General features: G+C 72.0%; 18 protein-coding genes. 4 read left to right on the top strand and 14 right to left on the bottom strand.

Annotated elements, in window-relative coordinates; genetic code table 11:
- Positions 1 to 6: 6 nt before the first annotated feature.
- Complete coding sequence (gene dapE, locus AB0O53_RS09580; RefSeq protein ID WP_350988040.1) at positions 7 to 1,086, bottom strand: succinyl-diaminopimelate desuccinylase; 1,080 nt, start codon at positions 1,084 to 1,086, stop codon at positions 7 to 9.
- 87 nt (positions 1,087 to 1,173) lie between these two features.
- On the opposite strand from dapE, the gene AB0O53_RS09575 reads away from it, so the two are divergent.
- Positions 1,174 to 2,157, top strand: a complete 984-nt coding sequence (locus AB0O53_RS09575; protein WP_350988041.1) for a hypothetical protein — start codon at positions 1,174 to 1,176, stop codon at positions 2,155 to 2,157.
- A 245-nt stretch (positions 2,158 to 2,402) separates the two neighbouring features.
- On the top strand, positions 2,403 to 2,768 hold the full coding sequence (locus AB0O53_RS09570; RefSeq protein ID WP_365194344.1) for an ATP-binding protein: 366 nt from the start codon (positions 2,403 to 2,405) through the stop codon (positions 2,766 to 2,768).
- Between the two features lie 67 nt (positions 2,769 to 2,835).
- On the opposite strand, the gene dapC is transcribed toward AB0O53_RS09570, so the two are convergent.
- A complete protein-coding gene (dapC, locus tag AB0O53_RS09565; RefSeq protein WP_350988042.1) occupies positions 2,836 to 3,930 on the bottom strand; it encodes a succinyldiaminopimelate transaminase in 1,095 nt (364 codons plus the stop codon).
- Between the two features lie 111 nt (positions 3,931 to 4,041).
- Complete coding sequence (gene fdxA, locus AB0O53_RS09560) at positions 4,042 to 4,371, bottom strand: ferredoxin (protein WP_030027294.1); 330 nt, start codon at positions 4,369 to 4,371, stop codon at positions 4,042 to 4,044.
- A 117-nt stretch (positions 4,372 to 4,488) separates the two neighbouring features.
- Between fdxA and AB0O53_RS09555 the strand changes: the two genes are divergently transcribed.
- Together AB0O53_RS09555 and AB0O53_RS09550 are read left to right on the top strand one after the other, a co-directional pair.
- Positions 4,489 to 5,475: a GNAT family N-acetyltransferase gene (locus AB0O53_RS09555; RefSeq protein ID WP_365194341.1), complete on the top strand. Its 987-nt coding sequence runs from the start codon at positions 4,489 to 4,491 to the stop codon at positions 5,473 to 5,475.
- 65 nt (positions 5,476 to 5,540) lie between these two features.
- On the top strand, positions 5,541 to 6,266 hold the full coding sequence (locus tag AB0O53_RS09550; protein WP_350988443.1) for a transglutaminase family protein: 726 nt from the start codon (positions 5,541 to 5,543) through the stop codon (positions 6,264 to 6,266).
- A gap of 85 nt (positions 6,267 to 6,351) precedes the next feature.
- Here AB0O53_RS09550 and AB0O53_RS09545 read toward each other — a convergent pair whose 3' ends face one another.
- From AB0O53_RS09545 to AB0O53_RS09495, 11 genes are all read right to left on the bottom strand, one after another.
- Complete coding sequence (locus AB0O53_RS09545; protein WP_435886638.1) at positions 6,352 to 8,370, bottom strand: peptidoglycan binding domain-containing protein; 2,019 nt, start codon at positions 8,368 to 8,370, stop codon at positions 6,352 to 6,354.
- A 205-nt stretch (positions 8,371 to 8,575) separates the two neighbouring features.
- Entirely contained in the window at positions 8,576 to 8,959 is a 384-nt protein-coding gene (locus AB0O53_RS09540; protein WP_350988049.1) for a DUF6113 family protein, read from the bottom strand.
- Positions 8,956 to 9,852, bottom strand: a complete 897-nt coding sequence (gene mshB, locus AB0O53_RS09535; protein ID WP_350988051.1) for an N-acetyl-1-D-myo-inositol-2-amino-2-deoxy-alpha-D-glucopyranoside deacetylase — start codon at positions 9,850 to 9,852, stop codon at positions 8,956 to 8,958. Before mshB ends, AB0O53_RS09540 begins: the two co-directional genes overlap by 4 nt.
- Before the next feature lie 85 nt (positions 9,853 to 9,937).
- Entirely contained in the window at positions 9,938 to 10,132 is a 195-nt protein-coding gene (locus AB0O53_RS09530; RefSeq protein ID WP_030036986.1) for a hypothetical protein, read from the bottom strand.
- Between the two features lie 359 nt (positions 10,133 to 10,491).
- On the bottom strand, positions 10,492 to 11,556 hold the full coding sequence (locus AB0O53_RS09525) for an ABC transporter ATP-binding protein (RefSeq protein WP_365194334.1): 1,065 nt from the start codon (positions 11,554 to 11,556) through the stop codon (positions 10,492 to 10,494).
- Positions 11,549 to 12,532 (bottom strand): ABC transporter ATP-binding protein, encoded by a 984-nt coding sequence (locus AB0O53_RS09520; protein ID WP_350988055.1) that lies wholly within the window; start codon positions 12,530 to 12,532, stop codon positions 11,549 to 11,551. The genes AB0O53_RS09525 and AB0O53_RS09520 overlap by 8 nt, the downstream gene beginning before the upstream one ends.
- 12 nt (positions 12,533 to 12,544) lie before the next feature.
- Positions 12,545 to 13,471 carry an ABC transporter permease gene (locus AB0O53_RS09515; RefSeq protein ID WP_365194498.1) on the bottom strand — a complete coding sequence of 309 codons (927 nt, stop codon included), beginning with the start codon at positions 13,469 to 13,471 and terminating at the stop codon, positions 12,545 to 12,547.
- 85 nt (positions 13,472 to 13,556) lie between these two features.
- Positions 13,557 to 14,480: an ABC transporter permease gene (locus AB0O53_RS09510; protein ID WP_350988057.1), complete on the bottom strand. Its 924-nt coding sequence runs from the start codon at positions 14,478 to 14,480 to the stop codon at positions 13,557 to 13,559.
- Positions 14,481 to 14,550: 70 nt separating this feature from the next.
- Positions 14,551 to 16,179 carry a peptide ABC transporter substrate-binding protein gene (locus tag AB0O53_RS09505; RefSeq protein WP_350988059.1) on the bottom strand — a complete coding sequence of 543 codons (1,629 nt, stop codon included), beginning with the start codon at positions 16,177 to 16,179 and terminating at the stop codon, positions 14,551 to 14,553.
- 107 nt (positions 16,180 to 16,286) lie between these two features.
- A complete protein-coding gene (locus tag AB0O53_RS09500) occupies positions 16,287 to 17,213 on the bottom strand; it encodes a GNAT family N-acetyltransferase (RefSeq protein ID WP_350988061.1) in 927 nt (308 codons plus the stop codon).
- Positions 17,214 to 17,266: 53 nt separating this feature from the next.
- A complete protein-coding gene (locus AB0O53_RS09495; protein ID WP_365194329.1) occupies positions 17,267 to 18,253 on the bottom strand; it encodes a helix-turn-helix domain-containing protein in 987 nt (328 codons plus the stop codon).
- Positions 18,254 to 18,373: the final 120 nt, after the last annotated feature.

Here is an 18,373-nt window from a genome sequence, read left to right as displayed (position 1 = left end):
CGGAATTCAGGAGGTCAGCCAGGCGCGGAGTCGTTCCTCGCAGTGCAGGATGGCCTTCGTCTCCACCCGCTCGTCCACCTTGTGGGCCAGCAGGGCGTCGCCCGGGCCGTAGTTCACCGCCGGGACGCCCAGCGCGCTGAAGCGGGAGACGTCCGTCCAGCCGAACTTCGGCATGGCCCGGCCGCCGACCGCCTCCATGAACGCCGCCGCGGCCGGGTGGGAGAGGCCGGGGAGGGCGCCGCCGGAGAAGTCGTCGATCACGAACTCCTCGACCCCGCAGTCCGCGAAGACCTCCCGGACGTGGGCGATCGCGTCGTCCATGCTGCGGTCCGGGGCGAAGCGGAAGTTGACCGTCACGGTGCAGGCGTCGGGGATGACGTTGTTGGCGACGCCGCCCTCGATCCGGACCGCGTTGAGGCCCTCGTGGTACTCCAGGCCGTCGATGACGGGCCTGCGGGCCTCGTACGCCGCGAGCCGGGCCAGGATCGGGCTCGCCGCGTGGATGGCGTTGGAGCCCATCCAGCTGCGCGCGGAGTGGGCGCGCTCGCCGGAGGTGCGCAGCAGGACCCGCAGGGTGCCCTGGCAGCCGCCCTCGACCTCGGCGTTCGAGGGCTCCAGCAGGACCGCGAAGTCGCCCGTGAGCCAGTCGGGGTGGGCCTCGGCCACCTTGCCGAGACCGTTGAGGTCGGCGGCGACCTCCTCCTGGTCGTAGAAGACGAAGGTGAGGTCCCGGTTGGGCTCGGGGACGGTCGCGGCGATGCGCAGCTGCACGGCGACGCCGGACTTCATGTCGGTGGTGCCGCAGCCCCACAGGACGCCGTTCTCGTCGAGGCGCGAGGGGACGTTGTCGGCGATCGGCACGGTGTCCAGGTGCCCGGCGAGTACGACGCGTTCGGCGCGGCCGAGGTCGGTACGGGCGACGACGTTGTTGCCGAAGCGGTCCACGGTGAGGTGGGGCAGGCCGCGCAGCGCGTGTTCCACGAGGTCGGCGAGTACCTTCTCGTCGCCGCTCACGGAAGGGATGTCGACGAGCCGGGCGGTCAGCTCGGCGGCGTCCAGGGTGAGGTCCAGCTCGGATTCGGACATGGAACTGACCCTAACGCCCCGGGGTGTGGCGAAGCGTCCCTCGTCCGTCCGGTGGACGCGCCATATACCTCAAGTACGGTGGGCCGCGTGTCCGAGATCCGTGAACCCCGTCCTCGCCGCCGCAGGCTGCTGCGTGCGGTCGTCGGCCTGCTCGTTCTCCTTTCGGTGATCGGGTACTTCGCCGTGCAGCGCGCCTCGGTCGGCGGTGGCGCGCCCTTCTGTGTCGCCAGTGCGGATGCGTCCGGTGGTGACGGCGGATCCGAAAAGTACGAGATGTCTCCGGAACAGGCGGCGAACGCGGCGACGATAGCCGCCGTCGGCATCGCCAAGGGGCTGCCCGACCGGGCCGTCACGATCGCCCTGGCGACCGCCATGCAGGAGTCCGCCCTGCGCAACCTCGACCACGGCGACCGGGACTCGCTGGGCCTCTTCCAGCAGCGGCCGTCGATGGGCTGGGGCACGCCGGAGCAGATCACGGACCCGGTCTACTCGGCCGGGATCTTCTACGACCACCTCGTCGACGTGCCGGGGTACTCGCGGCTGCCGCTGACGGTGGCCGCGCAGAAGGTGCAGCGCAGCGGTTACCCGCAGGCCTACGCCAAGCACGAGCCCGACGCGACCGTGCTGACGGCGGCCTTCGGCGGCGGCGGCCGCCTGGACTGCGGCGGGCCGGCGCCCACGCAGCCGGGCGACCCGGAGAAGGTGCGGGAGGGCCTGGCACGGATCTTCGGCAAGGACGCGATGCACACCGCCGGCCCGCAGGGCGGCCAGGGCGGTCAGGCCGGCCGCAGCGCCGGCGGGGGCCGGGCGGTCGAGGAGCCCGAGATCACGATGGTGGAGAAGCGGGAGGCGGGCGAGGCCGCGACGCGCCGCAGCCGGGCGATGGCCCACTGGGCGGTCGCCAACTCCCGCGAGATGGGGATCGCCAGGGTCTCCTACGACCTGCGCGGCTGGGTCGCGGGCCAGGACCGGGGCCGGTGGCAGGACAGGGGCGACGCCGGCGCGAAGAACGGCGGCGGCGACCCCTACGGCGCGGCCCCCGGCGAGGTGCGGATCTTCATGGCCCGCTGACCCGCACGGGTCAGCGGACGGCGCCCGGCAGCGCGTACGAACGATCACCCCTGCGGGGGTGATCACCACCGCGCCCCGCCTCCCGGGAACGGGCGGAAACCCCTGGTCGACGCGCATCCGGTGCTCTTGTCGCGGAAGCCGATTAAACGATGCGTTACCGATCCTTTACCCGGCGGCGCCGCAACTCCACCCGCCCCTCGAACGGTTAGTCAGGCCGTACTCAGCCGCTACCGCTTAGGAGCATCATGTCCCTCCCCCTGACCCGTCGGATCGCCCGTGCCGCGCTGCTCGTCGCAGCCGGGGCAGCGCCCGTGGTCGGTGCGGCCGGCGCGGCCAACGCCGCCGGTCTGGAGTCCGTGCCGCAGCTGGGCGCACTCACCGCCACGGACGCCCCCGCGGCGACCGCAGAGACGGCCACGGGAACGGCCACCGACGCCCTCGGCAACGCGGGCGCCGCCACCAAGTCCCTGCCGGCGCCCACCTCCGACCTGGCCGGCCAGGCGGGCGGCCTGCTCGGCGGCCTGCCCACCGCGCAGGACCTGCCGGTCTCCGCCCTGCCCGTGGGCGGTGTCCTGCCGGCGGGACTGCCCGGCGGCGCCCTGCAGGGCTGACGCCCGGGGAACACCGAGGGGGCCGGGAGTTTCGCACTCCCGGCCCCCTCGGGCTGTCACCGGCCGGTCAGCCGAGGCGCTTGACCGCCGCCTCCACGCGCTCGTCGGTGGCGGTGAACGCCACCCGCACGAAGCGCGCGCCCGCCTCGCCGTAGAAGTCGCCCGGCGCGACCAGGATGCCCAGGTCCGCGAGGTGGGCGACGGTGTCCCAGCAGGGCTCGTCGCGGGTCACCCACAGGTAGAGGCTCGCCTCGCTGTGCTCGACGCGGAAGCCGTGCGCCTCCAGGGCCGCCCGGAGCGCCGCCCGGCGGGCCGCGTAGCGCTCGCGCTGCTCCGCCACGTGCCGGTCGTCGCCGAGCGCCGCCACCGTGGCCGCCTGCACCGGGGCGGGGGTCATCATGCCGCCGTGCTTGCGGATCTCCAGCAGCTCGCCGAGGACGTCCGCGTCACCGGCGATGAAGGCCGCCCGGTAGCCCGCCAGGTTGGAGCGCTTGGAGAGGGAGTGGACCGCGACGATCCCCTCGTAGGAGCCGCCGCACACGTCGTCGTGGAGGACGGAGACGGGCTCGGCCTCCCAGCCCAGCTCCAGGTAGCACTCGTCGCTGAAGAGCAGGATCCCGTGCTCCCGCGCCCAGGCCACGATCCGGACCAGGTCTTCCTTGGGGATGACCTTCCCGGTGGGGTTGGACGGGGAGTTGAGCCACAGCAGCTTCACGCCGGCCGGGTCGAGTTCGGTGGGGTCGTCGTAGACCACCGCCTCGGCGCCGCACAGCCGCGCGCCGACCTCGTACGTCGGGTACGCGAGGCGCGGGTAGGCGACCTTGTCGCCGGCGCCGAGCCCGAGCTGGGTCGGCAGCCAGGCCACCAGCTCCTTCGAGCCCACGACGGGCAGGACGTTGCGGTGACCGGCGGCGCTCGCGCCGAGCCGGCCGCGCAGCCAGCCCGTGATGGCGTCGCGCAGGGCCTCGGTGCCCCACACCGTCGGGTAGCCCGGGGAGTCGGCGGCTTCGATCAGGGCCTGCCTGATCAGCTGCGGGACCGGGTCCACGGGCGTGCCGACGGACAGGTCGACGATGCCGTCCGGGTGGGCCGCCGCCGTCTTCTTGTACGGCTCCAGCTTGTCCCAGGGGAAGGCGGGAAGACGGTCGGATACTGCGGCCACGGTGGTCTCTGCTCTCTCTCGGTACTGGCTGGTGGCGGGGCGGGAAAACACCGCGGTCCCGTGCGGCGGGAAGGCCGTACGGGACCGGGGAGGCGCTTCTGCCGTGAAAGGTCAGTGCTCGCCGTTGATGCCGGCGGGCAGCCCCGCGACGAAGGGGTGGTCGCGCTCGATCAGGCCCAGCTTGGAGGCACCACCGGGCGAACCGAGCTCGTCGAAGAACTCGACGTTCGCCTTGTAGTAGTCCTTCCACTCTTCCGGAGTGTCGTCCTCGTAGAAGATGGCCTCGACCGGGCAGACCGGCTCACACGCACCACAGTCGACGCACTCGTCCGGGTGGATGTACAGGGACCGCTGGCCCTCGTAGATGCAGTCGACGGGGCACTCTTCGATGCATGCCTTGTCCTTGACGTCGACACAAGGCTCCGCGATGACGTAGGTCACGCTCTCGTTCCTCCTCGGTAGGGCTTTCCATATCGCGCGGGAGCGCGGCGTCGTCGATGCCCGCACCTAGTATCTCCGTTCCCGGGCACGATCCGAACAGGAGGGGCGGACAGAGCTGTGGAAATCACTGCCGGAGGGCTGCTGGAGGTCCGAATCACCCCGGCTGACGTGGGTAAACGTGTCTCTGTACGACGGGTGGAGACCGGACTGAGCGGATCACCCGAGTTCACGGACACGGTCGGCGTTCTCACATCCTGGGACCGTGGTGTGCTGCTGATCACAAAGAAGGACGGCCGGTCCGTCCGCATCCCGGAATCCGCGCTGGTGGCGGGCAAGGTCGTGCCCGCGGCGCCGGCCCGGCGGCGGGGTCCGGCGGCCTCCTTCGAGGAGCTGACGAGGGTCTCCGCGCGGGCCTGGCGGCCGCTGGAGAGCGAGCCGCTGGGCGGCTGGACGCTGCGGGCGGCGGCCGGGTTCACCCGGCGGGCCAACTCCGTGCTGCCCGTCGGCGACCCGGGCATACCTCTGGACGATGCACTCGCGCGAGTGACCTCCTGGTATGCGGAACGGGAACTTCCGGCCTATGTGCAGGCTGCCACGGGCGCTGCCGGGACCCAGGAGCTGCTCTGCGCGGAGCTGGAGCGCCGGGGCTGGGTGTCCGAGGTGTCGGCGGACGTGCGGATCGGTGCGCTGGCACCGGTGGGCGACGTGGACGCGCCCGCGAGCGGGTCCGTGACGCTGACCCGCGTCCCGGACGAGGAGTGGCTCGGGCGCTACGGGCGGGTCTCCGATCCGGAGGTGGCCCGGCGGGTCCTGGTGGAGGGGCCGTCGGTGTGGTTCGCCTCGCTGCCCGGCGGGCGCGCGATCGGCCGGTGCGTGGTGGACGGCCGCTGGGCCGGCTTCGCGGCGGTCACGGTCGATCCGCAGCACCGGCGTGAGGGGCTCGCGACGGCCGTGATGGCCGCCCTGGCGCGGCGCGCGCTGGAGGAGGGCGCCTCGGCCGCGTGGCTGCAGGTCGAGACGGACAATCCGGGGGCGCGGGCGCTGTACGACGGGCTGGGCTTCGCGACGCACCACACCTACCACCACTTCCGGGCGGCCCCGTGAGCACGCCCGAGCGCCGGGAGCAGTTCGCCGCGGAGGCCCGGGCGGAGCGGCCCGACCTGGCCCTGATGTGCCTGCTGCTGGCGGCGGAGGCCGACCCGGAGCTGGACGAACGCGCCATGGACTGGGCGCAGATCGAACTGGACCGGCTGGCCGGGATGCTGCCGTACGGCCTGCGGGGCGGGCCCGCCTGGGCCTCGGCGGTGACGGAACTGCTGGGCGGGCGCCTCGGTTTCCACGGCACCCCGGCGGACTACGAGCGGATGTCGTCCTCGCTGCTGCACGAGGTGCTGCGGCGCCGGCGCGGCCTGCCGATCCTGCTGTCGGTGGTGTGGCTGGAGGTCGCCCGGCGGGCGGGCGCGCCCGTGTACGGGCTGGGGCTGCCCGGGCACTTCGTGGTGGGCTTCGGCGACCCCGAGGAGGGCGTGGTGGTGGACCCCTTCGCGGGCGGCGCCTCCCTGGGCACCGGACCGGCGGAGCTGGCCTCGGGACCCCGTACGCCGGCCAGGACGCTCGACATCGTGCTGCGGATCCTGACCAACATCCGGGCCTGGGCCTCGACCCGCCCGGAGCAGTCCGGCGTGGCCCTGTGGGCGCTGGAGCTGTCGCTGCTGCTGCCCTCGCACCCCGCCTCGCTGCGCTACGAGCGGGCGCGGCTGCTGGTGGAGCGGGGCTCCTTCCGGGAAGGCGCGGCCGAGCTGGACTCCTACGCCGAGGTGGTGTCGGCCGTGGACACCGACGCGGCGGCCCGCATCCGTGCCGAGGCCGTCTCGGCGCGCGCCCTGCTGAACTGACCGCTGCCGGCCCCGGCGGAGCGGGCCCTTCGGACACGGCGGTGCCCCCGTCCGGGGTCCGGACGGGGGCGCCTCGTGCCGTGCCTCAGCTCGGGTTGGTGTCGATGACCACGGTCCGCTCGGCCGCGGTCTTCCCGCGCAGGGCCTTGCCGAGCGCGCCGGCGACGTCCTGCGGCGTGACCGCGGTCTTCGCGCCCGTACCGCGGGTGATCAGGACGCCGTCGAAGGTGTTCCCGTAAGTCGCCTTGAGCGCCTCCAGGTCGAACTTCTCCGTGAGGCGGCCGTCCACGGCCTGCATGCTGAGGATCTTGGGCAGCGACAGCTTGCCGAAGGCGATGGACTTGCTGCCGGCCTTGACGGTGGCGTTGGCGGACATCGCCGGCTCGGCGAACTCCTTCATCGCACGGTCGAGTTCGGCCTGGCCCACGACCGGCTCCCTGGTGGCGGTCGGCAGCTGCACGACGGCCGCCTTGCCGGTGCCGACCTGGTCGCGGAAGGCCTTGGTGACGAGGCCGACGGAGCCGTCCACGTCCAGGCCGGTGCCCGCCTTGCCGGGGACGGCGACGGCCTTGCCGCCCTCGAAGGTGATGGTGCCCTCGGTGACGGAGCCCGCCGTGCCGGCGAGTTCCTGGAGCGCGACCTGGAGCTTCTCCTCGTCCACGGGCATCACGGCGTCGGCGACCCGCTCGTTGCCGAGGAGGGAGCCGATGACCGTGATGGGGTTGTAGTCGCTGCCGGCCGCGTTGCGGACGGTGGTCTGGGCGTCCAGGGTCAGGCCGGCCTTGTCGGGCTTCAGCTCGACCGGCTTGCCGCCGACGCTCAGCTGGATCGGGGCCCCTGCGCGGGTGCCGAAGGCCGTCTGGAGCTTCGAGACGGCCTCGTCGCGGCTGCCGCTGATGTCGACGCCGAGGACGGTGGTGCCCTTGGGGACGTCGGAGTGGTTCAGGAGCAGCCCGGCGCCGTAGGCCACGCCGACGAGCGCCACGATGCCGCCGCCGACGAGGACCAGCTTGGAGCGGCCCTTCTTGGCGGGCTTCGCGGCCGGTTTCGCGGCGGCCTTCTTGCCCGCCTTGTCCGCGGGCGGTGTGGCGCGGGGGGCGGCCGGCGCGGGCGCCGGTACGGGGGTGGGCAGCGGGCCGTCCAGGTCCGGGCCGGGCCAGCCGGCGTCCGCCGCGGCGGACGGGCCGCCCGCGGCGGGTCCGGAGCCGAAGCCGGGGCCGCCGGTGGTGGGGCCGGCCGGACCGCCGGAGTGGCTGTCGTAGACGGGGAACGCCTCGGTGGACGGGCCGGCGTCGCCGTGGCCGGCGCCGTACGCCGGGAAGCCCTGGGTCGCTCCGACGCCGGGGCCGCCGGGCATCGGGGCCGCCGGGGCGGGTGCCTGCGGCGGGGCGTAGCCGGTGCCGTACTCGGGGACGGGCGGCGGCGGGGTGCGCGGCGGCGCGTACGCGGCGTCGGGCGCCTGCGGAGCCTGGGCGTGCGGTGCGGGCGCGAAGCCGGCGCCCGGCGCGGGCGGCGGGGTCGGCGTCGCACCGGGCACCCGCTTGGCGAGCGGCGGCGGCGGGGCGGCCTGCGGCATCTGCGCGGCTGCGGGCGCCGCGGGAGCGGGCGCGGGCGCGGCGGCGGGCGGCTTGCGCGGCGCGAACCAGTTGCTGGCGGCCGGCTCCTCGGCCTGCGCCGGGGCCGGGTCCGGCTCCGGAGCGGCCTCGACACGGGTCGGCCGGGGTCCCGGGCGCTGCGCGAGCGGGGGCCGGTCCTGCTGCCCGGGCCCCGGCTCCGGCTCCGGCGGGGTCTGCGACCCGCCGCCGGACGTGGCGGAGTTGGTGCCCATCGACTTGCGCACGACCACCGGCGGGATCGGCCGCGAACCCGGGATGTTGATCCGGATCCGGGTCGTCAGGGTCGTCTCGGTCTTGGGCCCGTCGGATTCGGGCGTGGACGGATTCGAGGTCACAGGGTTCTCCTCCGGGGCGGTCGCCGCGCCAGGCCCGGGTGGCACAGTCGTGGACGGGTACTGGCCGGTTCCGTACGGCGGCGTACCCGAGGGGTAAGCGGCTCCACCGTGCCCCTTGGGCCCGGAGGACGAACTGTCGGTTTCACGACTCAAGGCAGGTTCTCCCGGTTGGCTCCGCCGCCCGTCATACCGTGCGCGGGCAGCTCGGCGGCCCGTCCACCATACTGGCCGCCGCCCGCGCGCAACTGACTGCGGCGAATCAGGGGTTCCCCGCAGGGCCCGTCAAACCCCCCTGAAGCGCCCCGAGAGCCCCTGCCCGCACGCCTCCGCCGGACTCCCTACGAGGTCCGACACCACGTCACTTGACGGGCCGGGAGGCCGAAACCGGCCGATCGGCCGGAAGGGTGATCGTGGCACACATCACAGCCAGCACGGTTCCGCCCAAAAGATAGGCGTACATACCGATTCCGGACGAAGTGAGGATGAAGTCCCCCTCGGGGCGCGGGACGCCGAGCATCACGTAGGCGAGGAACCAGCCGAGCACGCCGCCGCCCACCCCGAGGCCGGTCCCGAGGGCGATCCGGCCGCCGAGGAACAGCCCGAAGAGGGCCAGCAGCGCGAGCAGCAGACCGGCGGGGAACCACAGGTCCACGACCAGCCAGCCGGCCGCGCCGGTCAGCGCGCCGAGCACCAGCAGGCCCAGGCAGCCGGCGATCCGGCCCGCCGTGAGGGTGCCGGTCACGCCTCCACCCCCGCGAAGAGGTCGTGTTCGCGCTCGCCCGCCCCGGCGCCCGGCCGGCCCTCGACCAGTTCGTAGTACTCGCGCGCGAACAGCGGCTGCGCCAGGTCGTTGGAGAGGGCGAAGAAGGGACCGTCCACGGCGATCTGGGTGGCATGGGCGCGCATGGCGGCGGTCTTGGCCGCCACGAGGGCCTCGTCGGCGTCGATCTCGGCCGTGATCCGCCCGTCGTCGACGACCCCGGGCACGTCCCCGGGCGAGGCCAGCCCCGGGAAGGACACCTCCGCCCCGGCGGCGGCCAGCCGGGCGAAGCCCTCCTCGACCACCGAGAGCGGGACGCGGTTCCAGTAGATCTTCCCGATGGTGTGGGGGTCCCCGAGGTCGCGCCGGTAGGCCTTCTCCGCGGCCAGTTCGGCGGCGCGCATGGCGACGCGGTGGGCCTGGATGTGGTCCGGGTGCCCGTAGCCGCCGTCCGGGTCGTAGGTGACGAGCACCTGCGGGCGCAGTTCCCGGATCACCTCCACGAGGTACGCGGCCGCCTCGTCCACGTCGGCGGACCAGAAGGCCTCCGGGCGGCGGTTCTGCGGGGCGCCCATCATCCCGGAGTCGCGGAAGCGGCCGGGGCCTCCGAGGAACCGGTGGTCGTGGACGCCCAGTTCGGCCATGGCGGCGGCGAGCTCGCCGATCCGGTGGGTGCCGAGGGTGTCGTCGCGGTCGGCCGCCAGGTGGGCGAGGCCGGGCGGGATGACCTCGCCCTCCTCGCCCAGCGTGCAGGTCACCAACGCGACGTGGGCGCCCTGGGCCGCGTACTTGGCCATGGTGACGCCGTTGTTGATCGACTCGTCGTCGGGGTGCGCGTGCACGAAGAGCAGACGACGGGCGGGAAGACCGTTCATGGGCCTAGCGTAGGGGGTGTCCTGCGCCGGTCCCGGCCTGCCCGCCCCGCCCGGCGGGCCCCGGCGGCGGCCGCCGGGACGCCGCCTAGAACTTGATGCCGCTGATCATGCTCGCCACGTTCGAGGTGAGCTGACTGAGGGTCGGGGCGATGGTGGAACTCGCCAGGTAGAAGCCGAGCAGCACACAGACCACCGCGTGTCCCGCTTTCAGGCCCGCCCGGCGGACCAGCAGGAAAACGATGATCGCCAGCAGCACCACGGCAGAGATCGAGAGTGCCACGGCGTTTCACCTCCACGTCGAGCGGACATCGGTACGCGCATTCGTGCTCGGCGAGAGTCATACCCACCGTGCGCTACGGATCATAACTATCCGTGCCAGCGCATCGATCGAAATCCGGCAGCACAAGGGGCGCATGCCGCGCACGGTCGGGGTCACGCAAAGGCCGGCCGGGGGGCGTTTACGCCCCCCGGCCGGCTGTCGGCACCCGCACGGCCGCACAGCACCCAGGCTGCATGCCCCAGATCTCGGGGCAGAAACGGTCAAGTTGCCTACAGGTAAACGACGTTGGGGGCCGGGACCGCCCTCGCCATGGGCACATGACGGGTGGCCGAAAATAGCTGGTCGGTGGATAAACCGTCTCAGTCCGTGACCTCTCCACCCGGCCCGTCGACCGCCTCCGGCGGCACCCGCGGGACCACCCGCTTCTCCGCCGCGAAGTGGCACGCCGAAGGATGGGCCGCCGGACCGGAGGCGAACACCTCGGGGACCGCCAGCAGCGGAACCTCCGTGGCACAGCGGTCCTGGGCCTTCCAGCAGCGGGTGCGGAAGCGGCAGCCCGACGGCGGGTTGGCCGGGGAGGGGACATCACCCGAGAGGATGATCCGCTCGCGGTGGGCGTGGGCCTGCGGGTCCGGCACCGGCACGGCCGAAAGCAGCGCCTGCGTGTACGGGTGGGTCGGATGCTCGTAGATCTCGGTGTCGGTGCCGATCTCGACGATCCGGCCGAGGTACATGACGCCGACCCGGTCGGAGATGTGCCGGACGATCGAGAGGTCGTGCGCGATGAAGACGTAGGACAGCCCGAATTCGTCCTGGAGCTTCTCCAGCAGGTTGACGACCTGCGCCTGGACGGAGACGTCCAGGGCGGAGACCGGTTCGTCCGCGACGATGATCTCGGGCTGGAGGGCCAGGCCGCGGGCGATGCCGATGCGCTGGCGCTGGCCGCCGGAGAACTGGTGCGGGTAGCGGTTGATGTACTCCGGGTTCAGGCCCACGACGTCCAGGAGCTCCTGGACCTTGCGCCGGCGGTCGCCCTTCGGAGCCACCTCGGGGTGGATCTCGTACGGCTCCCCGATGATGTCGCCGACCGTCATGCGCGGGTTCAGCGAGGTGTACGGGTCCTGGAACACCATCTGGATGTTGCGGCGCACGGCCTTCAGCGCGCGCCCCGACAGCCGGCTGATGTCCTCGCCCTTGTACGCGATCGAACCCGCGGTCGGGCGTTCCAGGTTGACCAGCATCTTGGCGACGGTGGACTTGCCGCAGCCGGACTCGCCGACGATGCCCAGCGTCTCGCCCGGGTGCAGACCGAAGGACACCCCGTCGACGGCCTTGACCGCGCCGACCTGCTTCTTGAACAGGACGCCCTGGGTCAGCGGGTAGTGCTTGACCAGGTCCTTGACTTCGAGGAGGGGCTCAGCCACGGAGGCACTCCTTCCAGAAGTGGCAGGCGCTGGCCCGCGCCACGGGCGAGTCGGTCACCGGGTACAGGGGCGGGACGTCGGCGCGGCAGACCTCCTGCGCCATCGGGCAGCGCGGGTTGAAGGCGCAGCCGGGCGGGATGCGGAGCAGGTTGGGCGGCAGCCCCTTGATCGCGTACAGCTCCTGGCCCTTCTGGTCCAGGCGCGGGATGGAGTCGAGCAGGCCGCGCGTGTACGGGTGCGCGGGCGCCTTGTAGATCTCGTGGACGGGGGCCGCCTCGACGATCCGGCCCGCGTACATGACCGCGATCTTGTCGGCGACGTCGGCGACCACGCCCAGGTCGTGGGTGATCAGGATGAGACCCATGTTGAGCTCCCGCTGGAGCTCGGCCAGCAGGTCCATCACCTGCGCCTGGACGGTGACGTCCAGGGCCGTCGTCGGCTCGTCGGCGATGATCAGCGAGGGCTCCAGGGCCAGCGCCATGGCGATCATGATGCGCTGGCGCATGCCGCCGGAGAACTGGTGCGGGTAGTCCCCCACGCGCGCCTTCGCCGCCGGGATCTTCACCCGGTCCATGAGCTCGACGGCCTTGGCCCGGGCGTCCTTGCGCGACATCCCGCGGTGGACCTCGTACATCTCGCCGAGCTGCTTGCCGACGGTCAGCACGGGGTTGAGGGAGGACAGCGCGTCCTGGAAGATCATCGCCATCTCGGCGCCGCGGATCCTGCGCCGCTCGTCCTCCTTCATCTTCAGCAGGTCGCGGCCCTTGAAGAGGATCTCGCCGCCGGAGATCCGGCCGGGCGGCACGTCCAGGATCCCCATCACGGCCTGGGCGGTCACGGACTTGCCGGAGCCGGACTCGCCGAGCACGGCCAGTGTCTCGCCCTCGTCCACCGAATAGGCGACCCCGTTGACCGCCTTGGCGACTCCGTCGCGCGTCTTGAATTCCACGTGCAGGTCGCGGACCTCGAGCAGCATGTGCGGGGCTCCTCAGCGCAGCTTGGGGTCGAGGGCGTCGCGCACCGCGTCGCCGAGCATGATGAAGGCGAGCACCGTGATGCTCAGCGCGCCCGCGGGCCACAGCAGCATGTGCGGGGCGTTGCGGATCTGCGAGGCCGCGTTGGAGATGTCGATGCCCCAGGAGACGGTGGGCGGGCGCAGGCCGACGCCGAGGAAGGACAAGGTCGCCTCCAGGGCGATGTACGTGCCGAGCGCGATCGTGGCGACGACGATGACGGGGGCCACCGCGTTGGGCGCCACGTGCCGCAGCAGCATCCGGGCGTTGCCGGCGCCCAGGGCTCTGGCGGCCTGGACGTAGTCGTTCTGCTTGGCGGTGATCACCGAGCCGCGGGCGATGCGGGCGATCTGCGGCCAGCCCAGGAGCACGATGAATCCGACCACGGGCCAGACCGTGGTGCTGGTGACGACCGACAGGAAGACCAGGCCGCCGAGGACGACCGGGATGCCGAAGAAGATGTCGGCGACGCGGGAGAGCAGGGAGTCCCCCCAGCCGCCGAAGAAGCCGGCGAGGCCGCCGAGTGCGGAGCCGAGCAGGGCGGCGCCGAGGGTGGCGCAGACGCCCACGGTGATGGAGGCGCGGGCTCCGTAGACGGTGCGGGTGTAGACGTCGCAGCCCTGGGTGTCGTAGCCGAAGGGGTGCCCGGGGGTGGAGCCCTGCTGGGACTTGGAGAGGTCGCACTGGAGGGGGTCGCCGCTCGCGATGAGCTGCGGCCAGATCGAGATGACGACGAGGAAGAGGATGAGCAGCGAGGAGAGGATGAAGACGGGGTTGCGGCGCAGCTGGTGCCAGGCGTCGGACCACAGGGAGCGGGCGCGCTCGCGGGGGCCGGTGGCGCCCGGTCCGGCGGTCTTCTCGATCCCTTCGATGCTCTCCGCCTCGTCCAGCGCGAGATCCATGGGTCCCCCCTGGCCCGTGGGTGAGACCGCCTCCTTCGGGCGGGGGCCCACCGGGTCGTAGCCGGCGGGTTCGGGGCGCTCGGGATCAGGCATAACGGATCCTCGGGTCCAGGACCGCGTAGAGCAGGTCGACGAGCAGGTTCGCCAACAGGAAGACGATGACGAGGATGGTCACGAAGCCGACGACCGTGGGCGAGTTGTTGCGCAGGATGCCCTGGTAGAGCTGGTAGCCGACGCCGTGGATGTTGAAGATCCGCTCGGTGACGATGGCGCCGCCCATCAGGGCGCCGATGTCGGTGCCGATGAAGGTGACCACCGGGATCAGGGAGTTGCGCAGCAGGTGACGGGTGACGACCCGGCTGCGCGGCAGGCCCTTGGCGGTGGCGGTGCGGACGTAGTCGGCCTTGACGTTCTCGGCGATGGAGGTGCGCGACAGGCGCGTGACGTAGGCGAGGGAGACCAGCGCGAGGACGATGCCGGGCAGGATCAGCTCGTTCAGCGGGGCGTCCGGGGAGACGGTGGGCCTCACCCAGCCCCATTTGACGCCGAAGAGGTACTGGAGCAGGTAGCCCGTCACGAAGGTGGGCACCGAGATGACCACCAGGGTCAGCACGAGCACGGAGGTGTCGACGGTCTTGCCGCGGCGCAGGCCGCTGATCACGCCGAGGGTGATGCCGATGACGATCTCGAAGAAGATCGCGACCAGGGTCAGGCGCAGGGTGACGGGGAAGGCGCTGGCCATCAGCTCGGTGACGGACTGTCCGTTGAAGGCGGTGCCGAAGTCGCCCTGGAAGATCGCGCCCATGTAGTGGAGGTACTGCTTCCACAGGGGCTGGTCGAGGTAGAGGTCCTTGCGGATGCGGGCGGCGGTGGCGGGGTCGGGGGCCTTGTCACCGAAGAGGGCCGCGACCGGGTCACCGAGCGCGTACACCATGAAGAAGATCAGGAACGTGCTGCCGATGAACACCGGGATCATCTGGAGCAGCCGCCGGATCACATAACGTCCCATGGAGTGCTCCATGTTGTTGGCGGGCGCGGCGGGCCCCCCGCGGGGCGGGGGGCCCGGATCCGGGTGGGGGTCAGATCACCTTGATCTGGTCGTAGACCGGGACGCTGAACTGGTTGAGGGTCACGTCCTCCAGCCGCTCGGAGTAGCCGGCGCTGCCGTTCTGGTACCAGAGCGGGATGGAAGGCATCTGCTCGGCGAGGATCTTCTCCGACTCCTGGAAGCTGGCGACCGCCTTGGCCGGGTCGCTCTCCTGGTTCGCCTGGTCGACGAGGGCGTCGAACTCCTTGTTGCTGAACTTCCCGTAGTTGGAGGAGGCGCCGGTGTAGTAGAGCGGCTGCAGGAAGTTCTGGATCAGCGGGTAGTCGGCCTGCCAGCCCGAGCGGAAGGGACCCGTCAGCTTGTAGCTGCTCTGCTGGTTGCGGAAGTCGGCGAAGGTGCCGACCGGGTTGACCGTGCAGACCGGGCCCTCCCCCAGCGCGTTGTTGACGCTGTTGCAGACGGCGTCCATCCAGTCGCGGTGCGAACCGGTGTCCACGTTGGAGGTCAGCGTGACCTTGCCGCCGGGGAGTCCGCCGCCCTCCTGGATGAGCTTCTTGGCCTCGGCCGGATCGTAGACGCAGGCGTCGCCGCAGGCCGTGGCGGAGAAGCCGCCCTTCTCCCCGAGGGCCGGCGAGGTCCAGTCCTTGGCGGGGGTCCGGGTCTCCCGGAAGATCTGCTTGGTGATCTCGTCGCGGTTGATCGCCCGCGAGATGCCCTGGCGGACCTTCTCCGAGCCCGGCTTGTTCCACTGCGGGTCGTACAGCGGGAAGGTGAGGGTCTGGATGATGAGGGCCGGCTGGTTGATGTACCGGTCGCCGAGGTCGTTCTTGACGTTCTTCAGCTGCTGCGCCGGGACGTCGTCGACGAGGTCGAGGTTGCCGGAGATCAGGTCGGTGTAGGCGGTGTTGTTGTCGGTGTAGACCTTCAGGTCCACTCCGCCGTTCTGCGCCTTGTCCTCACCGGGGTACGCGTCCCACGTGCGCAGCTTCATGCCGGTGCCCTTGGTGTACGAGTCCACCGTGTACGGGCCGTTGCCGACCGGCTTGTCCAGCCAGGCGGCGTGGTCGGTGAAGAAGGCCTTGGGGAGCGGGGAGAAGGCCTGGTAGCCGAGGGTCTCCGGCCAGGTGGAGAACTTGTTCTTGAGGGCGACGGTGAAGGTCTTGGGATCCTTGACCACCAGTCCGGACATCGTCTTGGACTTGGGTTCGCCGGACGCCGGGTGCACGTCGTCGTAGCCGACGATGTCGGAGAAGAACGGCGAGTTGTTCTGCTTGTTGCGCACGTCCGCGCCGTAGTTCCAGGCGTCCACGAAGGACTGCGCGGTGACCGGCTCGTCGTTGCTGAACTTCCAGCCGTCCTTCAGCGTGACGGTGAAGTTCTGGCTGTCCGTCGTCTGGATGGACTCGGCGAGCATGTTCTTGGCCTCGCCGGTCTTGGGGTCGTAGCGCTTGAGGCCGCGGAAGATCATGTCGAGGACCTTGCCGCCCTGCACCTCGTTGGTGTTGGCGGGCTCCAGCGGATTCTGCGGGTCGCCCCACGACGAGCTGATGACTCCCGCCTCGCCGCCTCCGCCGCTGTCGCTCCCGCCGCCGCAGGCCGTCGCCGCGAGGGCGACGGCCACCGCACATGCGGCCCACTTGGCGTGGGTGGCTCCGCGCATGGAGTGCCTCCTATGGCTCCCAAGACTCACTTAGGGGCCAATGTCACCCTATGAGGGGGGCCGCACACGCATGGTTGGACCGATTGCACCCGCGCGTCCCGCCCGTGTCACCCCTGGGGGTGCAAAGCCAGCTCCCAGGCGTCGACCCCGTAGTGCAGGGCCATGCCGTGCGCCTCGTAGAGCGCGAGTGCGCCGGTCGCGTTGTGGGTGTCCACGCCGAGGCCGACGGTGTCCCGGCCGCGGGCGGCGTAGACGGCGAAGCCGTGGCGCAGCAGGTGGCCGCCGACGCCCCGGCCGCGCACGTCCTTGCGTACGCCCACGTGGCTGAACCAGGCCATGCTCGTGCGGTCGTCCCGGGTGAGCAGCACGGCCACGTCGCCCTGGTCCGGCAGGCTCGCGATCCACACCAGCGACCAGTCCAGTCCGCGGCCCTCGATGTGGTCCAGCCAGGTCTCGTACGGGCGGTCCACATGGCCGAAGTGGTCGGCGAAGGTCTCCTCGACCAGCGCGTGGACCCGGCGGCGGTCGGCTTCGTCGTCGCCGCAGTGGCGCAGGACGAGCCCTTCGGGCGGGGCGGGCGCGCGGTCGGCGGCCGCCGACAGGGAGCGCGTCATGACCTGGTAGCGGCGGATGGTGCGGTAGCCGCGCCCCGAGAGGAGGTCCAGGTCGATGGTGGGCTCCACGTTGAGCTGGAGGCGCAGGACGCCCGGTCCGGCGTTGATCTCCCGGGCCCGGTCCTCCATGCGCTCCAGGAGCAGGACCGCGGCCTCGTGGTGGCCGGGCAGCACGTAGTGGTCGCCGTCGACGCGGCCCGGTCCCGCGTCCGCCCAGACGAGGGCGTAGGCGACGAGCCGGCCGTCCTCGAAGGCGAGCCAGGAGTCGGTGGCGAGGTCCACGTCGGGTGCGTTGAGATCGGACTCGACGGTGCCGAGATCGGTTTCGGGTCGGCCGATCTCGATCACGTCGACGGCGTTGAGCAGGCCGCAGATGTCAGCCGCGTCCCCGGGGCCGGCGGGCCGTACGGTGATGGTCATTGCGTCACTCTCGGGCCCGGGATCCCGGGGTCGCAACCGGTTTGCGCGCAGGGTCAGGGCAGGACCGCGCCGAGCGGCGAGCACTCGGATTCCTGGAACCTGGGTATCTGACCGCAGATGATCACCGAGTCCGGCGGGGCGTCCGCGCTGACGGCCAGCATCCGGGTGTAGGTGTCGTTGTCCATGCGGATCGTGGCCGACTCCTCCCGTCCGCCCTTGTCCTTGATCGTCACGGAGTCCCCCACCGTCCCGTTCTCGATCCGACCCCACACCGCCCGGCAGGCGGCGCTGTAGCGGAGCTGGATCTTCAGCCCGCGCAGCCAGGTCTCCCGGACCGTGGTCCCGTCCCAGTGGCAGTCCATCGCCTGCGGCTCGCGCCGCAGGCAGGTGTCCGCGGAGCAGGCCGGCGGCCGCGGCGACGGAGGGGCCTCGGCCGTGGACGCGGACGGGGCGGGCCGGGCTCCGGCCCGCGTCGGATCGGCGGCCGCGCCGCCGCCGGAGCCGCCGCCGATGACGACCGTGACGATGCTGCCCAGCACCGCTCCGGCCATGACGAGCGCCACCGTCCGGGCGTGGCCCCTCCACTCGCGCAGCCAGGGGCGGCGGGGCGGGACGGGCGCGGGGGCGTCCGGCGCGTCGACGGTCGCGGTCTCCGGTGCCGGTGCCGGTGCCGGTGCGACGGAGGAGGCGGATGCGGTGGTGTGCGCGGGCACGGGCTGCACGGCGGTTTCCGGTGCCGGGTGCAGAGCGGTCTGCTGGAGCCGGGCCGCGCGGAGCTCCTCGTACGCGGCGGCCTTCGCCAGCAGCGTGAGCAGGACCTCGGCGTCCGCTCCGGTGGCGGCGGCGAACTCCTCGACGGCGACCGTGGTCGGCAGCTGTTTGCCGTTGAGGAACCTCTCCCAGGAGGAGCGGCTGTAGTGCGTCTTTTCGGCCAACTTGCCGTAGCTGAGTCGGGCTTCCTCCTTCGTCCCGCGCATCGCTGCCGCGAGCTGGTCTCTGAACGGCGGCGAGCCGCCGTCGCCCCCCTTGTCGACCGCCATCTCGTGTACCTCGGTCCCCTGCTGATCCAACACTGCGTACTGCACGGGGAGGGTACAACGCCGCAGGTGAACGACGTACGGCGCACGAAAACGGCCGGTTCCCGGCGCCGTGGGGCACCG

This window comes from Streptomyces erythrochromogenes (assembly GCF_040684695.1).
Classification (GTDB): domain Bacteria; phylum Actinomycetota; class Actinomycetes; order Streptomycetales; family Streptomycetaceae; genus Streptomyces; species Streptomyces erythrochromogenes_C.
The sequence above is the reverse complement of the archived record's forward strand: the minus strand, read 5'-3'. Positions and strand labels throughout refer to the sequence as shown.

Excerpts from the sequence above, each read along its gene's own strand:
- dapE (WP_350988040.1), bottom strand. The coding sequence starts at position 1,086 with ATGTCCGAATCCGAGCTGGACCTCACCCTGGACGCCGCCGAGCTGACC.
- AB0O53_RS09570 (WP_365194344.1), top strand. The coding sequence starts at position 2,403 with ATGTCCCTCCCCCTGACCCGTCGGATCGCCCGTGCCGCGCTGCTCGTC.
- AB0O53_RS09550 (WP_350988443.1), top strand. The coding sequence starts at position 5,541 with ATGTGCCTGCTGCTGGCGGCGGAGGCCGACCCGGAGCTGGACGAACGC.
- mshB (WP_350988051.1), bottom strand. The coding sequence starts at position 9,852 with ATGAACGGTCTTCCCGCCCGTCGTCTGCTCTTCGTGCACGCGCACCCC.
- AB0O53_RS09520 (WP_350988055.1), bottom strand. The coding sequence starts at position 12,532 with ATGCTGCTCGAGGTCCGCGACCTGCACGTGGAATTCAAGACGCGCGAC.
- AB0O53_RS09515 (WP_365194498.1), bottom strand. The coding sequence starts at position 13,471 with ATGGATCTCGCGCTGGACGAGGCGGAGAGCATCGAAGGGATCGAGAAG.
- AB0O53_RS09510 (WP_350988057.1), bottom strand. The coding sequence starts at position 14,480 with ATGGGACGTTATGTGATCCGGCGGCTGCTCCAGATGATCCCGGTGTTC.
- AB0O53_RS09505 (WP_350988059.1), bottom strand. The coding sequence starts at position 16,179 with ATGCGCGGAGCCACCCACGCCAAGTGGGCCGCATGTGCGGTGGCCGTC.
- AB0O53_RS09500 (WP_350988061.1), bottom strand. The coding sequence starts at position 17,213 with ATGACCATCACCGTACGGCCCGCCGGCCCCGGGGACGCGGCTGACATC.
- AB0O53_RS09495 (WP_365194329.1), bottom strand. The coding sequence starts at position 18,253 with ATGGCGGTCGACAAGGGGGGCGACGGCGGCTCGCCGCCGTTCAGAGAC.